This is a genomic window from Pseudomonas sp. GW821-FHT02A11 (assembly GCF_059421985.1).
The window spans coordinates 49,621-64,665 of record NZ_JBWKWB010000006.1 but is presented as its reverse complement, the minus strand read 5'-3'; the positions used below and the strand labels follow the sequence as shown (position 1 = coordinate 64,665).

The 15,045-nt window shown below is 61.2% G+C and carries 12 protein-coding genes; 5 read left to right on the top strand and 7 right to left on the bottom strand.

The annotated features are described in order from the left end of the window. Positions 1–56: 56 nt before the first annotated feature. The gene (locus tag AC07V9_RS11585; RefSeq protein WP_495015854.1) at positions 57–938 is read right to left on the bottom strand and encodes a LysR family transcriptional regulator; all 882 of its coding nucleotides are present in this window, start codon (positions 936–938) and stop codon (positions 57–59) included. A gap of 171 nt (positions 939–1,109) precedes the next feature. Between AC07V9_RS11585 and AC07V9_RS11580 the strand changes: the two genes are divergently transcribed. Both AC07V9_RS11580 and AC07V9_RS11575 read left to right on the top strand, forming a co-directional pair. Next, the gene (locus AC07V9_RS11580; protein WP_495015853.1) at positions 1,110–1,880 is read left to right on the top strand and encodes a glucose 1-dehydrogenase; all 771 of its coding nucleotides are present in this window, start codon (positions 1,110–1,112) and stop codon (positions 1,878–1,880) included. 14 nt (positions 1,881–1,894) lie between these two features. Further along, positions 1,895–2,944: an L-idonate 5-dehydrogenase gene (locus AC07V9_RS11575; protein ID WP_495015852.1), complete on the top strand. Its 1,050-nt coding sequence runs from the start codon at positions 1,895–1,897 to the stop codon at positions 2,942–2,944. Positions 2,945–3,062: 118 nt separating this feature from the next. On the opposite strand, the gene tfpB is transcribed toward AC07V9_RS11575, so the two are convergent. Continuing rightward, the gene (gene tfpB / locus AC07V9_RS11570; protein ID WP_495015851.1) at positions 3,063–4,847 is read right to left on the bottom strand and encodes a type IV pilus assembly ATPase TfpB; all 1,785 of its coding nucleotides are present in this window, start codon (positions 4,845–4,847) and stop codon (positions 3,063–3,065) included. Positions 4,848–4,971: 124 nt separating this feature from the next. Beyond that, entirely contained in the window at positions 4,972–5,319 is a 348-nt protein-coding gene (locus AC07V9_RS11565) for an ACT-like domain-containing protein (RefSeq protein ID WP_495015850.1), read from the bottom strand. A gap of 162 nt (positions 5,320–5,481) precedes the next feature. Here AC07V9_RS11565 and AC07V9_RS11560 point away from each other — a divergent pair, with 162 nt between their 5' ends. Further along, the gene (locus AC07V9_RS11560; protein WP_495015849.1) at positions 5,482–5,952 is read left to right on the top strand and encodes an Lrp/AsnC family transcriptional regulator; all 471 of its coding nucleotides are present in this window, start codon (positions 5,482–5,484) and stop codon (positions 5,950–5,952) included. A 137-nt stretch (positions 5,953–6,089) separates the two neighbouring features. Here the strand turns inward: AC07V9_RS11560 and AC07V9_RS11555 are convergent, their stop codons facing one another. Then, positions 6,090–7,457, bottom strand: a complete 1,368-nt coding sequence (locus AC07V9_RS11555; RefSeq protein ID WP_495015848.1) for a CYTH domain-containing protein — start codon at positions 7,455–7,457, stop codon at positions 6,090–6,092. Between the two features lie 184 nt (positions 7,458–7,641). Here AC07V9_RS11555 and argE point away from each other — a divergent pair, with 184 nt between their 5' ends. Then, positions 7,642–8,790, top strand: a complete 1,149-nt coding sequence (argE, locus tag AC07V9_RS11550; protein ID WP_495015847.1) for an acetylornithine deacetylase — start codon at positions 7,642–7,644, stop codon at positions 8,788–8,790. A 124-nt stretch (positions 8,791–8,914) separates the two neighbouring features. Continuing rightward, positions 8,915–10,213 carry an amino-acid N-acetyltransferase gene (argA, locus tag AC07V9_RS11545; RefSeq protein WP_495015846.1) on the top strand — a complete coding sequence of 433 codons (1,299 nt, stop codon included), beginning with the start codon at positions 8,915–8,917 and terminating at the stop codon, positions 10,211–10,213. Between the two features lie 131 nt (positions 10,214–10,344). Here argA and gshA read toward each other — a convergent pair whose 3' ends face one another. The 3 genes from gshA to AC07V9_RS11530 all read right to left on the bottom strand — a co-directional run bounded on the left by gshA (position 10,345) and on the right by AC07V9_RS11530 (position 14,865). Beyond that, complete coding sequence (gene gshA, locus AC07V9_RS11540; protein WP_495015845.1) at positions 10,345–11,931, bottom strand: glutamate--cysteine ligase; 1,587 nt, start codon at positions 11,929–11,931, stop codon at positions 10,345–10,347. Positions 11,932–12,154: 223 nt separating this feature from the next. Next, entirely contained in the window at positions 12,155–12,541 is a 387-nt protein-coding gene (locus AC07V9_RS11535; protein WP_495015844.1) for a PaaI family thioesterase, read from the bottom strand. Continuing rightward, positions 12,541–14,865 carry a Tex family protein gene (locus tag AC07V9_RS11530; RefSeq protein ID WP_495015843.1) on the bottom strand — a complete coding sequence of 775 codons (2,325 nt, stop codon included), beginning with the start codon at positions 14,863–14,865 and terminating at the stop codon, positions 12,541–12,543. The genes AC07V9_RS11535 and AC07V9_RS11530 overlap by 1 nt, the downstream gene beginning before the upstream one ends. Between the last annotated feature and the right edge of the window lie 180 nt (positions 14,866–15,045).

Sequence of the window (15,045 nt, the reverse complement as noted above, 5' to 3'; positions counted from 1 at the left end):
CAATTACCGGGCAGAGGATACGGTGATCGGAATCCGGTCTGCGACTGTTTGTTACATCAGCTAAAGAATAGCTCGCCCATCAGGTTGAAGACGGTGGTCTTCACGGCGGTGTCCAGCGCTGTCCAGGCAAGCCCCGTGACCGCCCGATAATCACCGAGCAGCAGAGGCCTGGACACCACATTCGGTGGCAGCGCGCGCCCTGCGTGATGGGGCAAGAGACCAATGCCCAGACCCGCCGATACCAGCGCGAGCATGGTGGTGAATTCGCCGAGTTCTTCTGCGATTTCCAGCTTGCCGCCCTGGTCTGCAATCGCCCGCAACAGCCCGTCGTGAAAGCCTGCGGCGTAGCGTCGGGCGAGCACGAGCACAGGCAGATGCCCCAGGTCTTTCACCGTGATCACCGGCTGAGTCGTCAGCGGGTGATCGACTGGCAGCGCGACGATGATCGACTCCTGCAACACCACGTGGGTCTGCACGCCCGCATGGGGTGCGGGCAGGCGCATCAGGCCGAAATCGAGCTGGCCATTTTTGAGGGCCTGCACCTGATCTGGCCCTGGCATGTCTTTGAGTTCCAGCTGGATGCCGGGGTAGCGACGATGAGCCTGCCGAATGAGGGTCGGCAGTAATTCCGGCAGCACTGACGACACGAATCCCAGGCGAATCCGACCCGTCTCCCCACGACCCAAGCCACGCGCGACATCGGCCGAATGTTGGGCCTGATGCAAGGTCGCTCGGGCCTCGTGGAGAAACAGCCGACCCACTTCCGTCAGCGTCACCGAGTGGCGATTGCGGTCCAGCAGGCGAACCCCAAGCCAGGCTTCCAGTGCCTTGATCTGCATGCTCAGCGCAGGCTGCACGATGGCCAGTCGCTGCGCAGCACGCCCGAAGTGCAGTTCCTCCGCCAAGGTGACGAAGGCCCGAAGATGCTTGAGTTCCATGGCGCTCTCGTGGGGGGGGTGTGGTTGATCAAAATATTTGATCAGCACGTCACCAATGACTATTGGACTGATATTAGCTACTGCGTTGAAGTGTTATGCAAAAGGATCATGAGCTTTCAAGCGACTCATCACAACGCATGATCGAACATCGGCCACTCACGAGGAAACACCATGGCTGTTCTGGAAAGCTTTCGCCTGCAGGGGCGGGTTGCACTGATCACCGGCTCCAGCGCCGGGATTGGTCTGGCGATTGCGCGCGGGCTGGCAGAGGCGGGCGCACGGGTTGTCCTCAACGGGCGCAACGTCGACACGCTGCAATCGGCGGCAGCGGCGCTGGCTGCTGAGGGGCACGAGGTCCACACTCAATCATTCGATGTCACCGACAGCGCGGCAGTGAGTGCTGCGGTGCTGGACATCGAACACCGCGTTGGCCCGTTGGAGATCCTGGTCAACAACGCCGGCATTCAGCGGCGTGCGCCGTTGGCCGAATTCACCGAAGCGAACTGGCACGAGCTGATGCGCACCAATCTGGACAGCGCCTTTTTCGTCGGTCAGGCCGTGGCTCGTTGCATGATCGCTCGTGGCCGGGGTCGCATCATCAATATCTGCTCGGTGCAGAGCGAACTGGGGCGGCCGAACATCGCGCCTTATGCGGCGAGCAAAGGCGCGCTGAAAATGCTGACCAAGGGCATGGCAATTGATTGGGGCCCGCACGGGCTGAACGTCAACGGCATCGGCCCGGGCTATTTCAAGACCGAGTTGAACGCAGCGCTGGTGGCCAATCCCGAGTTCAGCGACTGGCTGGTGCAGCGTACGCCGAGCCGCCGTTGGGGCGAGGTGTCTGAACTGGCGGGGGCGGCGGTGTTTCTGGCGTCCGATGCGGCCAGCTTCGTCAACGGTCACATCCTTTACGTCGATGGCGCCATCACGGCGTCGTTGTAATCCGGAGAATCGACATGCAAGCCATTGTCTGCCATGCCCCGAAAGACCTGCGCGTCGAGGCCGAAGCACCCGTCCGCGCGCTGACCTCTGGTCAGTTGCGCGTGCGCGTCGCGCGAGGCGGGATCTGCGGCTCGGATCTGCACTATTACCAGCACGGCGGTTTTGGCGCGGTACGCCTGAAAGAACCCATGGTGCTCGGTCATGAAATCTCGGCGGTGATCGAAGAAGTTGGCCACGCCCAGAGCGGATTCAGCGTCGGTCAGCGCATATCAGTCTCGCCTTCGCGTCCATGCGGCGGCTGCAAGTACTGCCACGAAGGCCTGCCCAATCACTGCCTGAACATGCGTTTCTATGGCAGTGCGATGCCATTCCCCCACATTCAGGGTGCCTTTCGCGAAAGGTTGGTAATCGACACCAGCCAAGCGCACTTGCTGGCGCCGACCACGACGCTGGCCGAGGGTGCGCTGGCCGAGCCGCTGTCGGTGGGGCTGCACGCGATTCAGCGGGCGGGCGGGGTATTCGGCAAGCGCGTGCTGGTCACCGGCTGCGGGCCGATTGGCAACCTGTTGATCGGCAGTCTGCGCGCAGCGGGTGCTCTCCAGGTCGTTGCTGCGGATCTCAGTGATAGTGCCCTGGCCTGCGCGCGACGCATGGGCGCCAGCGACACCCACAACTTGAAAAACGAACCCGAGGCGCTGACTCGTTATACCGCCGATAAGGGGCATTTCGACGTCATGTTCGAAGCCTCTGGCAGCGCACAGGCTTTGCGCGACGGCCTGACCTGCGTGCGGCCTCGTGGTGTAGTGGTGACCGTGGGGTTGGGCGGCGATGTGTCGATTCCTCTGAACCTGGTGGTCGGCAAGGAAATCGACCTGCGCGGCACCTTCCGCTTTCATCCCGAATTCGCCCAAGCGGTGGATTTGCTGAATCGCAAGGTGATCGACGTGACGCCAGTGATCTCTCACACGATTCCGTTCAATGACGCCGTGCAGGCATTTGAACTGGCGGGTGACAAGCAGCAGGCGATGAAGGTGGTGCTGGATTTCGGGGTGAAGGATCTGTGAACACCTTCTCTGTGGGAGCGAATTTATTGGCGAAAATGGCATGACCTCGACCCATGTGTCGTTTGGTCTGCCGACTCGCGAATGAATTCGCTCCCACAGGGTTTCGCTACTCTTTGGCTCAACGCTGTTCGCTTTGCGGCGTCACCCGCAGCACTTCATCAATGGTGGTCGACCCCGCCGCGACCTTTTGTGCACCGGACAGCCGCAGGCTGCGCATTCCATCCTTGAAGCCTTGTCGACGCAACGCCGTCAGGTCCAGATCCGCGGTGATCAGGGACTTCACGGCATCGGACATCAGCATGATCTCGTACACCCCCGCACGCCCCCGGTAGCCGGTATCCCGACATTCCGCGCAGCCCACCGCTCGATGCGCGCCGCTCGGTACTGGCGCCTGCCAGGGGCGGGTGAGGGTCTGCCAATCAACCTCGTCGATCTCCACCGGCGCCTTGCAGTGGGGGCACAGCGTACGCACCAGACGTTGCGCCATGACCCCCAGAATCGTCGCCTTGAGCAGGTAATGAGGCACCCCCAGTTCCAGCAAGCGGCTGATGGCGCTCGGCGCGTCGTTGGTGTGCAGGGTCGAGAGCACCAAGTGGCCAGTGAGTGCGGCCTGAATGGCCATCTCAGCGGTTTCCAGGTCGCGGATCTCGCCGATCATGATGATATCCGGGTCCTGCCGCATCAGCGCGCGCACGCCGCTGGCGAAGTTCAGGTCGATGTTGTGTTGCACCTGCATCTGGTTGAACGCAGGCTCGACCATCTCGATCGGGTCTTCGATGGTGCAGAGGTTCACTTCCGATGTCGCCAGCTTCTTGAGCGTGGTGTACAGCGTGGTGGTCTTGCCGGAACCGGTCGGCCCGGTGACCAGAATGATGCCGTTAGGCTGGTGGGTCATGCCTTCCCAGCGACGCAGGTCGTCGCCGGAGAACCCCAATTGGTCGAAATCCTTGAGCAGCACCTCGGGGTCGAAGATCCGCATGACCATCTTCTCGCCGAAGGCAGTCGGCAGGGTCGACAGGCGCAGTTCCACTTCGCCGCCGTCGGGGGTCTTGGTCTTGACCCGGCCGTCCTGAGGTTTGCGCTTCTCGGCGACGTTCATCCGCCCCAGGCTTTTGAGGCGGCTGGTGACCGCCATCGTCACTTGCGGCGGGAATTGGTAGACGTTGTGCAACACGCCATCGATGCGAAAACGCACGGTCCCGGCCTCGCGGCGGGGCTCGATATGGATGTCACTGGCGCGCTGCTGATAGGCGTACTGAAACAGCCAGTCGACGATGTTGACGATGTGCGCGTCGTTGGCGTCCGGTTCCTGATCGCTGGCGCCCAGTTTGAGCAACTGTTCGAAGTTGCCCAAGTTGCTCACTTTCTGATCAGTTGCGCTGGCGCCGCTCACCGATTTGGCCAAGCGGTAGAACTCGACGGCCAGTTTCTGCACATCGACCGGGTTCGCGACCACACGCTTGATCGGCATTTTCAGCACGTGCATCAGGTCGGCTTCCCACGCCTTTACGTAAGGCTGGGCGCTGGCGATGGTCACGCATTCGCGATCTACGGCCACAGCCAGAATCTTGTGGCGCTGGGCAAAGGCGTAAGACATCAGCGGCGTGACAGCGGCCACGTTGATCTTCAGTGGGTCGATGCGCATGTACGGCTGCCCGGCCTGTTCGGCGAGCCAAGCGGTCAGGGTTTCCAGGTCGAGCTTTTTGCCTGGGCGCTGGTGATTGTCGAACTGCTGCGCCGCGATGAATTCCAGCGGGTGGGTCTGCAGGTTCTGCGCGCTTCGGCGCAAGGTCAGTGCGTATTCGGCGTTGTCCTGGTCGAGGTAACCCTGCGCGACGAGATCACGCAGTACTTCATTCAGATCCAGCCAGCGGTCCTGGGATGATGGGGCGAGGACGGACATGCGGGCTCCTTCGGACGAGACGGCTTACTTCGCAGATAAGCATGAAGATAAGCAATAGTAGTCCCAAGCGTGCCAGTTGTTGCGTCCTGCAGGTAGTGAAGCGTTGCCAATATTTTCGGCGCGCTCAACCGACAGCGAGTGAGACGGGCTCGGATAGGACGTGAAAATCGCCGATCGGTTCCAGTGCCACTGAGCAAACATTGATCAAATTGCGCATTTTTTCGCCAATGACCTGGGCGCGATGCCAAGTCGAGCCGTCCACTTCGACCTCGATCATCAACATGCCTTCCTGCTGCAAGACGCTGACCTGCTGCGGGATCAGGTACTGCATGGCGAACAGATTCATGACCCGGCAGATCAGGTCAGGTTCGGCCTCGGCGAGGATCTGATAGCGCGACCGGCAATGGGCATTGCTGGCCGACCAAGCGTCGTGGCGCAGCGGGGCGGTGGTGACGGCTTCGAGGTGCGGCATGTGAACTCTCCTGTTTTCGTCACGGGGCTGACAGGGCCGGAATGAACTGTTTGAGTGGGAGAAAGTTTTACATGCCGAAAAAGAAATTTCTGATCCATGATCCGCTGTATTACGCTTGATTCGACTTGTTAATGCGTATCTGGCCTGTATCGGGAATAACTTATGCAAATCGAACTAGACGCATACGATCGCAAGATACTCGCCCTGCTGCAGGAGGACGCCTCACTTTCCAGCGCGCAGATCGCTGAAACGGTGGGTCTGTCGCAATCGCCTTGCTGGCGCAGGATTCAGAGGCTTAAAGATGAAGGCGTGATTCGCAGGCAAGTAACGCTGCTGGATCGCAAGAAGATCGGGCTGAACACGCAGATTTTTGCCGAGGTGAAACTCAACGCCCATGGTCGCTCGAACTTCACGGAATTCACCGAGGCGATTCGTGGGTTTCCGGAAGTGCTGGAGTGCTATGTGCTGATGGGGTCGGTGGACTTCCTGCTGCGCATCGTCACGCCGGACATCGAAGCCTACGAGCGGTTTTTCTTCGAGAAGCTGTCGTTGGTGCCAGGCATTCAGGAAGTGAACTCGACGGTGGCACTGTCGGAGATCAAATCGACGACGAGCTTGCCCATCGTCCGCTGAAGGGCGCTATCACGGGCATGCTGGAGGAATTCTGTAGGAGCGCGCTTGCCCGCGAAAGCGTTGGGTCAGAACCATTGAAGGGTCTGACACCCCGCAATCGCGGCAAGCGCGCTCCTACAGGAGAGTCGCAGCGTCGCTTAGATCTTCAGCAACGTCTTCCACGCGCGGCTTTGCAGCACGGTAATGGTCTGCTGCACGCGGGCGTCGAGGATTTCATCGGTGATGTCCAGCTGCGCCAGCTGTTCGAGCTTGTTGAGCTCGCCATACAGGCGATCCAGTTCCGGCAGCTCCAAGGTGTGGCGTGCGTGATGCAACCACACCTGAATACGCTCGATACGCGGCAGCTGTTCAGCCAGATCTTCAGGCTGCTGCTGATAGCGCGTCAGGTTCAGCGCATTGGCCTCGTCGCCGAGCAAGCGCGGCACCCAGCTGCTGAGCATGGCATTGCCCAGACGATTGCCACGATTGTTGCGCTCGATGGTCCAGCTGCGCTCCATCAACCAGCGCGAGGTGGTCAGCGAAAACAGGCCCCAGCGCGGGTCTTCGAGTTCTTCGATGAACTGCTCATGGGCGGCCGCGCGGACATCGGCATCTTCCTGACCTGCCTGAACCAGCGTGCGCCAGTCTTCGAGCAGGGCATCCAGCGCAGCGCGCAGGTCGTGGGTGGTGGCGCGAGGACCGGCCTGACCGAGGCTGCCGGTCAGTGCGCGCAGTTCGGCGAGCACGTCGACCCAGTCCTGCAGCAAGCTCCAGTGACCGTTGAAACGGTATTGCTCGGCCAGACGCTGGCTGCTGCCCAGCAGGTACCAGGCCAGCGCGGCGTAGACATCGTCCAGCGAGGTTTCCGGATGGAGCTCGGGCGCAGGCAGTTTGATCGAGTAGCTGTCGGCGTCGAACAGGCGATAGCCACGCTCGGCCTTGCTGATGTCACACGGCATCAGCGCCAGTTTTTCGGCCAGCTCGGCGGCCAGTTCCAGCAGGGCAGCAGGCTCGCCTTCGCGCAATTCGAGCTCAAGCTCGCAGATTTCTTCTTTCTGCTTGCCGACGATGACATTGCCCAGATCAAGTGCCGCTTCGATCACGACCTTGGACTTGCCGCGGCCCCAGGCAATTTCGGCTTTTTCGCGCACGAAGTCGGTGGTGAACAGCGGCTTGATGGTCTTCTTGTCCAGGTCGGCCAGTTGCTCGGGCCAGCATTCTCCGTCGAGCTTCTTGAGGTCCAGCTTGGCCTTGGGCAAGTCCCAGTTGTATTCGTTGCGCTCGGACAGACCGGCAACGCTCTGGCCGCGGGTCTTGAGGGTCTGGATGATCGCGTCGCCGTCACGGCGCAGGCGCAGGGCGACCTTGGCGTGGGCCAGTTCGCGCTCCGGCGTGTCGAAGTACTGGTTGAACAGCTCAAGCCGCTCCCAGCCACTTTTGTTGCGCTTTTTCAGCAAAGGATGCTCGCGCAGGGCAATGAGGGTTTCGCGGCTGACGCGGAGTTTGATTTCGGTTTCTTTCTGCATGGCCGGGAATCCAGGCGCGCTATCGCGGATAGGCGCTCAATCACTAAGAACTAGGGGACGCAGCCGGAATCGACACAGCTGCGTGGGTCGTGCAGTGTACAGGACATCACCCATGACGGTTTATTCCTGCTGCTCAATGAACCTATGATGGTCCGCGTGTCGTACCTGCACCGAGGAATCGCCTATGCCATTGCCGTCCATGAAAGACCAGTTCGCGGCCCTGATCGCCGCGCCATCGATGAGCTGCACGCAGCCTGCGCTGGACCAGTCCAACCGCGCCGTCATCGATCTGCTGGCCACCTGGCTCGGCGATCTGGGGTTCGCCTGCGACATCCGGCAGGTCAGCCCCGGCAAGTTCAACCTGCTGGCGAGCTACGGCACAGGCCCCGGCGGCCTGGTGCTCTCTGGTCACAGCGACACCGTTCCCTACGACGACGCGCTATGGAAGACCGATCCGCTGAAGTTGTCAGAAGTCGACGGCAAGTGGGTAGGACTTGGCAGCTGCGACATGAAAGGCTTTTTCGCGCTGGCCATCGAAGCCCTGCAACCTTTGCTCGACAAGCCTTTCAAGCAGCCGCTGATCATCCTCGCGACCTGCGATGAAGAAAGCTCGATGTCCGGCGCCAAGGCCCTCGCGGCGGCAGGCGGGGTGCTGGGGCGTGCGGCGGTGATCGGCGAGCCGACCGGGCTCAAGCCGATTCGTTTGCACAAAGGCGTGATGATGGAGCGCATTGAGATTCTCGGTCGCAGTGGCCATTCGTCGGACCCAAGCCTGGGTCACAGCGCCCTTGAAGCGATGTACGACGCCATCGGCGCGCTCAAGGGCCTGCGTCAGCAATGGCAGACACAATTCAGCAACCCGCAGTTCAGCGTGCCGCAGCCGACCATGAACTTCGGCTGCATTCACGGCGGCGACAATCCCAACCGCATTTGCGGCCAGTGTTCGCTGGAGTTCGACTTGCGCCCGCTGCCCGGCATGGACCCGGAAATGCTGCGCGCCGCGATCCGGCAAAAGTTGCAGCCGCTGGCCGAACAGCATCAGGTGCAGATCGACTACGCGCCGCTGTTCTCCGAAGTCGCGCCCTTCGAGCAAAGCGCCGATGCGGAACTGGTGAGGGTTGCCGAGCGTCTGACCGGTCATACGGCAGAAGCGGTGGCGTTTGGCACCGAAGCACCTTATCTTCAGCGCCTTGGCTGCGAGACGATCGTGCTGGGCCCTGGCGACATTGCCTGTGCGCATCAGCCCGGCGAGTATCTTGAAATGTCACGTTTGCAGCCCACAGTGCGTCTACTGCGTCAGTTGATCGAATATTACTGCCTGACTCCTCAGTGAGTCAGCCTCCAGAGCACCCACCCAGAAGGAGAGTCCGCGTGTTGCGATGCCTGTTCCGACGATAAAGCTCATGCCGTTGTGAGCGTCTACCTTTCGTCCATCTTTGCTACAGGCCCATCTGGATATGCCCGATTACGTCAATTGGCTCCGCCACGCGTCTCCCTACATCAATGCCCACCGCGATTGCACCTTCATCGTCATGCTGCCCGGCGACGGCGTCGAACACCCCAATTTCGGCAACATCGTTCACGACCTAGTGCTGTTGCACAGCCTGGGCGTGCGTCTGGTGCTGGTGCATGGCTCTCGTCCGCAGATCGAGAGCCGTCTGCAAGCGCGCGGGATCACCCCGCATTTCCATCGCGAGCTGCGCGTCACCGATGCCGCGACGCTGGAGTGCGTGATCGATGCCGTGGGTGCGCTGCGTATTGCGATTGAAGCGCGCCTGTCGATGGACATGGCCGCATCGCCCATGCAGGGCTCGCGTCTGCGCGTGACTGGCGGCAATTTCGTCACCGCACGCCCGATTGGCGTGCTCGAAGGCGTCGACTATCAACACACCGGCGAAGTGCGCCGCATCGACCGCAAAGGTATCAATCGCCTGCTCGATGAGCGTTCCATCGTGCTGCTGTCGCCGCTGGGCTACTCGCCGACCGGTGAAATCTTCAACCTGGCCTGCGAAGACGTCGCCACCCGCGCGGCGGTCGATCTGGGGGCCGAAAAGCTGCTGCTGTTCGGCGCTGAATCCGGCCTGATGGACGAGCATGGACGTCTGGTGCGTGAGCTGCGTCCCCAGCAGATTCCCGCGCACCTGCTGCGTCTGGGCAACAACTATCAGGCGGAATTGCTCGATGCCGCTGCCCAGGCCTGCCGTGGCGGCGTGGCACGCAGTCATATCGTCAGTTACGCCGAAGACGGTGCACTGCTGTCCGAGCTTTTCACTCGCGCGGGCGGCGGTACGCTGGTGGCGCAAGAGCAGTTCGAGCTGGTGCGTGAAGCGTCGATTGGCGATGTCGGTGGCCTGATCGACCTCATCACCCCGCTGGAAGAGCAAGGCATTCTGGTACGTCGCTCTCGCGAAGTGCTGGAACGTGAGATCGAGCAGTTCAGCGTGGTCGAGCGTGAAGGTTTGATCATCGCCTGTGCAGCGCTGTACCCGATCGCCGATTCCGAGGCCGGGGAGCTGGCCTGTTTGGCAGTGAACCCGGAATACCGCCACGGCGGGCGCGGCGATGAGCTGCTTGAGCGCATCGAAGAGCGGGCCAAAGCGCAAGGCCTGAAAACCCTGTTCGTCCTCACCACCCGCACCGCGCACTGGTTTCGCGAGCGCGGTTTCGAGCCTAGCAGCGTCGACCGCCTGCCCAGCGCCCGGGCGTCGCTGTACAACTATCAGCGTAATTCGAAGATTTTCGAGAAGGCGATTTAACGCCTGAGCGTTGCGCGAATCTCTGTGGGAGCGAATTTATTCGCGATGCGACGGTACATCCGACAGGTATGTTTCGGATGTACCGGCCAATCGCGAATGAATTCGCTCCCACAGTTCGAAATTGCGTGGCTTCAGTTACTGATCTTCAGAATGCTCGCCTGGTACGATCCGACAAAGGTGTCGAAATCTACCGGCTCTTCGTTCTGTTCCAGCTCGGCCTGCTGGGCCAGGGACTCCCGTGCGCGGGTTTCGAAGGCGGTCTGGTCCTCGACGCTCAGCGGACGGCTGCGGAAGTGCTCGGCATGAACCTGTGCCTGACGCATCGAGAACGCGGTAAAGCCTTCCTTACGCTCGTTCATCGCCGCCAATACTTGCGCCGATGGGGTCAGCGACGCATCAGCCACCTTCGCGCGCTGAACGGTCAGCGATTTGCCGTGCTCATCAATGCCTTGGCTCTTGTCCAGCAGCGCGGCGATCGGCTCGATCTTGTCGAGCAACTCGTCCGCCCAGACTTTCAGATCAATCGTCGAGGTATTACGGCTCAGTTGCAGGCCGGGGCGACGGCCTTCCTTGACCACGGTCAGGAAGTTGCTGCTGGCATTGCCACATTCGCAGTCGGCCAATTGCGGGCTTTCCTGCAGGGCGCAGAACAGAATGAAGGCATCAATGAAACGCGACTGCTGCAGGTCGATACCGACCGGCAGGAACGGGTTGATGTCCAGGCAGCGCACTTCGACGTACTGCACGCCGCGAGCCATCAGGGCCTGGATCGGGCGTTCGCCGGAATAGGTGACGCGCTTCGGACGAATCGTCGAGTAGTACTCGTTCTCGATCTGCAACACGTTGGTGTTGAGCTGAATCCACTCGCCATCCTTGTGCGTGCCGACTTCGACATACGGCGCGTAGGGCGTTGCCACCGCTTTGCGCAGGCTGTCGGTGTAGGTCAGCAGGTCGTTGTAGCACGGCGTCAGGTCAGCCTGCGCACTGCTCTGATAGCCCAGATCGCTCATGCGCAGGCTGGTGGCGTAAGGCAGATACAAGGTGTCGGCGTCGAACTGTTCGAGCTGGTGCGAGCGACCGCGCATGAAGCTGGCGTCCAGCGCGGGCGAGGCGCCAAACAGGTACATCAGCAGCCAGCTGTAGCGGCGGAAATTGCGGATCAGGCCGATGTAGCTCTCGGACTGAAAATCCCGGACGCTGCCTTCGAAGGCCACGGTCGACTTGAGCACCGGCCAGATGTCTTCAGGCAGCGAGAAGTTGTAATGGATGCCAGCGATGCACTGCATCGTCTTGCCGTAGCGCAGCGCCAGGCCCTGGCGGTACACGTACTTGAGCTTGCCGATGTTCGAGGTGCCGTAATAGGCGATCGGGATGTCTTCTTCGGCCGGCAGCGGGCACGGCATCGAAGGGCTCCAGATGAACTCGTTGCCCAGCTTGCTGTAGGCAAAACGGTGGATTTTTTCCAGACTTTCCAGCGTGTCGGCAGGGTTGCTCAGCGCCGGAGTGATGAACTCCAGCAAGGACTCGGAATAGTCGGTGGTGATCTGCTCGTTGGTCAAAGCAGAGCCCAGGCTCTCGGGGTGCGGGGTCTGGGCCAGGCGGCCTTCGCCTGTAACGCGCAGGCATTCACGCTCGATACCGTGCAAGCACTTCTCCAGAAGGGAGAGGTGAGAGTGCTCGCCGAGCAGAGCCAGGCGGCGATTGAGAAGTTCGCTCAAGTTGGATTCCTTCACGCGTCAGTCGGCCCTATATGGGGGCGATATGGCGGTCTACAAGGGTGAAGAAAGGAACTGGCGTTTTCGCCTCGTTTTTGGCCCGAACGCCGATGCCCGTCATCGGTGGTCTGCGCAGGGTTTTCATGCGCAAACCACCCGGAATTTCGACACTGATTCCCAGTGCAAAGACTCAGCGCCGAAATTAACCCATATCCCTATCGGACAGCTAGACGATCGCGAACGTGCCTTGTGCTTTCGCGACGAGCTTGTCGGCCTGACGCACTTCGGCCTCGACCACCAGCGTGCGGCGACCGGCGTGCAGCACCGTCGCCATGCAGGTGACTTCGCCCTCCGGCACGCCGCGCATGTAGTTGATCTTGCATTCAACCGTCACACTTTGTTTATCGAAACCGTGGGCGCTGGAGCAGGCCAAGCCCATGGCAATGTCGACCAGGCTGAACAGCGCGCCGCCGTGCATCACGTTGCCGCGATTGCGCAGGTGCGGCTCAAGCGACAGCGCCACCTCGGCGACACCTTCTTCGCTGAGCCGCACGATGCGGCAGCCAAGGGTCTTGAAGTACGCGCTTTGGGTCAGATCGTCCGGGATATCCATCAGCGTTTCTTCAGTTGCTTGGCGTTGGCGAACAGTGAAGCCATGGCGTTGTTGGCCGGGGCTGCGGTGGCGGTTTCCTTGCGCGGCGCGCTGCCCTGTTGCGGGCGCACAGCGGCGCCAGGGCGCGCACCACGAGCGCCGTCGATCTTCTCGCCAGGGGTGTCGCTCATGCGCATCGACAGGCCAACGCGTTTGCGCGGGATGTCGACTTCCATGACCTTGACCTTGACCACGTCACCGGCCTTAACAGCCTCGCGCGGATCCTTGATGAATTTCTCCGAAAGTGCGGAGATATGCACCAAACCATCCTGATGCACGCCGATGTCGACGAATGCGCCGAAGTTGGTCACGTTGGTCACCACGCCTTCGAGGATCATGCCCAGCTGCAGGTCCTTGAGGTCCTCGACGCCGTCCTGAAACTCAGCGGTCTTGAACTCGGGGCGCGGGTCGCGGCCTGGTTTCTCGAGTTCCTGAATGATGTCGGTGACGGTCGGCAGACCAAAGGTTTCGTCGGTGAATTTCTTCGGGTCCAGGCGCTTGAGGAAGCTGGCGTCGCCGATCAGCGAGCGGATGTCGCGGTCGGTTTCAGCGGCGATACGCTGCACCAGCGGGTACGCCTCAGGGTGAACGGCGGACGAATCCAGCGGGTTGTCGCCGTTCATCACGCGCAGGAAGCCTGCGGCCTGTTCAAAGGTCTTCTCGCCCAGTCGCGGCACTTTCTTCAATGCGGCGCGGGTTTTGAAGGCGCCGTTTTCGTCGCGGTGAGCGACGATGTTCTGCGCCAGCGTGGTGTTGAGACCGGAAATGCGCGCCAGCAGCGCAACGGACGCAGTGTTCACGTCAACGCCCACGGCGTTCACACAGTCTTCCACCACCGCATCCAGACCGCGCGCCAGCTTGAGCTGAGATACGTCGTGCTGATACTGGCCGACACCGATGGATTTCGGATCGATTTTCACCAGCTCGGCCAGCGGGTCCTGCAGACGGCGGGCGATGGACACTGCGCCACGGATCGACACGTCCAGATCCGGAAACTCCTTGGCGGCCAGTTCCGACGCCGAGTACACCGAAGCGCCGGCTTCGGAGACCATGACCTTGGTCATTTTCAGGCCTGGGTATTTTTTGATCAGCTCGGCAGCGAGCTTGTCGGTTTCGCGGCTGGCGGTGCCGTTGCCGATGGCGATCAGGTCGACCGAGTGCTTGGCGCAGAGCGCGGCCAGCACGGCGATGGTCTGATCCCATTGGTTTTTCGGGACGTGCGGGTAAACCGTGGCGTGATCCAGCAGCTTGCCGGTTGAATCGACCACCGCGACCTTGCAGCCGGTGCGCAGGCCCGGGTCCAGACCCAGCGTGGCGCGCGGGCCAGCCGGGGCAGCCAGCAACAGGTCGTGCAGATTGTGAGCGAAAACGTTGATCGCTTCGGTCTCGGCGCCGTCGCGCAACTCGCCGAGCAGGTCGGTTTCCAGGTGGGAGTACAGCTTGACCTTCCAGGTCCAGCGCACGACTTCGGCCAGCCATTTGTCTGCAGGACGATTCTGATTCTGCAGGCCGAAACGCTCGCTGATCATCATCTCGCACGGGTGCAGCGTGCCGGACAGCTCGTCGCCGACTTTCAATGCAGAGCTGAGAATGCCTTCGTTGCGACCGCGGAAAATCGCCAGGGCGCGGTGCGACGGCATGCTTTTCAGCGGCTCATCGTGTTCGAAGTAGTCGCGGAATTTCGCGCCTTCTTCTTCCTTGCCCGCCACGACGCGGGCACTGATCACAGCTTCCTGTTTGAGGAAGCTGCGCAGTTTTTCCAGCAGCGACGCGTCTTCGGCGAAGCGCTCCATAAGAATGTACTTGGCGCCTTCGAGCACGGCTTTGACGTCGGCGAAGCCTTTTTCGGCGTCGACGAAGCGTGCGGCTTCAGCGTCCGGCGTCAGGCTCGGGTCATTGAACAGGCCGTCGGCCAGCTCGCCCAGGCCCGCTTCCAGTGCGATCTGCCCTTTGGTGCGGCGCTTCTGTTTATAAGGCAGGTAAAGATCTTCGAGGCGGGTCTTGGTGTCGGCGAGTTTGATATCGCGTGCCAACTCCGGGGTCAGCTTGCCTTGCTCTTCGATGCTGGCAAGGATGGCCACGCGGCGCTCGTCCAGCTCGCGCAGGTAGCGCAGGCGCTCTTCCAGATGACGCAGTTGCGTGTCATCGAGGCTGCCAGTCACTTCTTTACGGTAGCGAGCGATGAAGGGCACGGTAGAGCCTTCATCCAGCAGCGCGACGGCCGCTTCGACCTGTTGCGGGCGGACACCGAGTTCCTCGGCGATGCGGCTGTTGATACTGTCCATAAAACCACCTGGCAAATGTGTGTGCAAAAATTCCAGCTGCGGGCGAACCGCCTTGAGCGAGTGTTGCCTGACCTTGAGGGCGGCGCATTATACCCAGTGAGTCCGGATTAGGGGATCAGCCGATCAGCAGTCGTATATTCGCCCTTTTGGCGTGCGGATTTTCGTTCGTAAAGCCGCGTG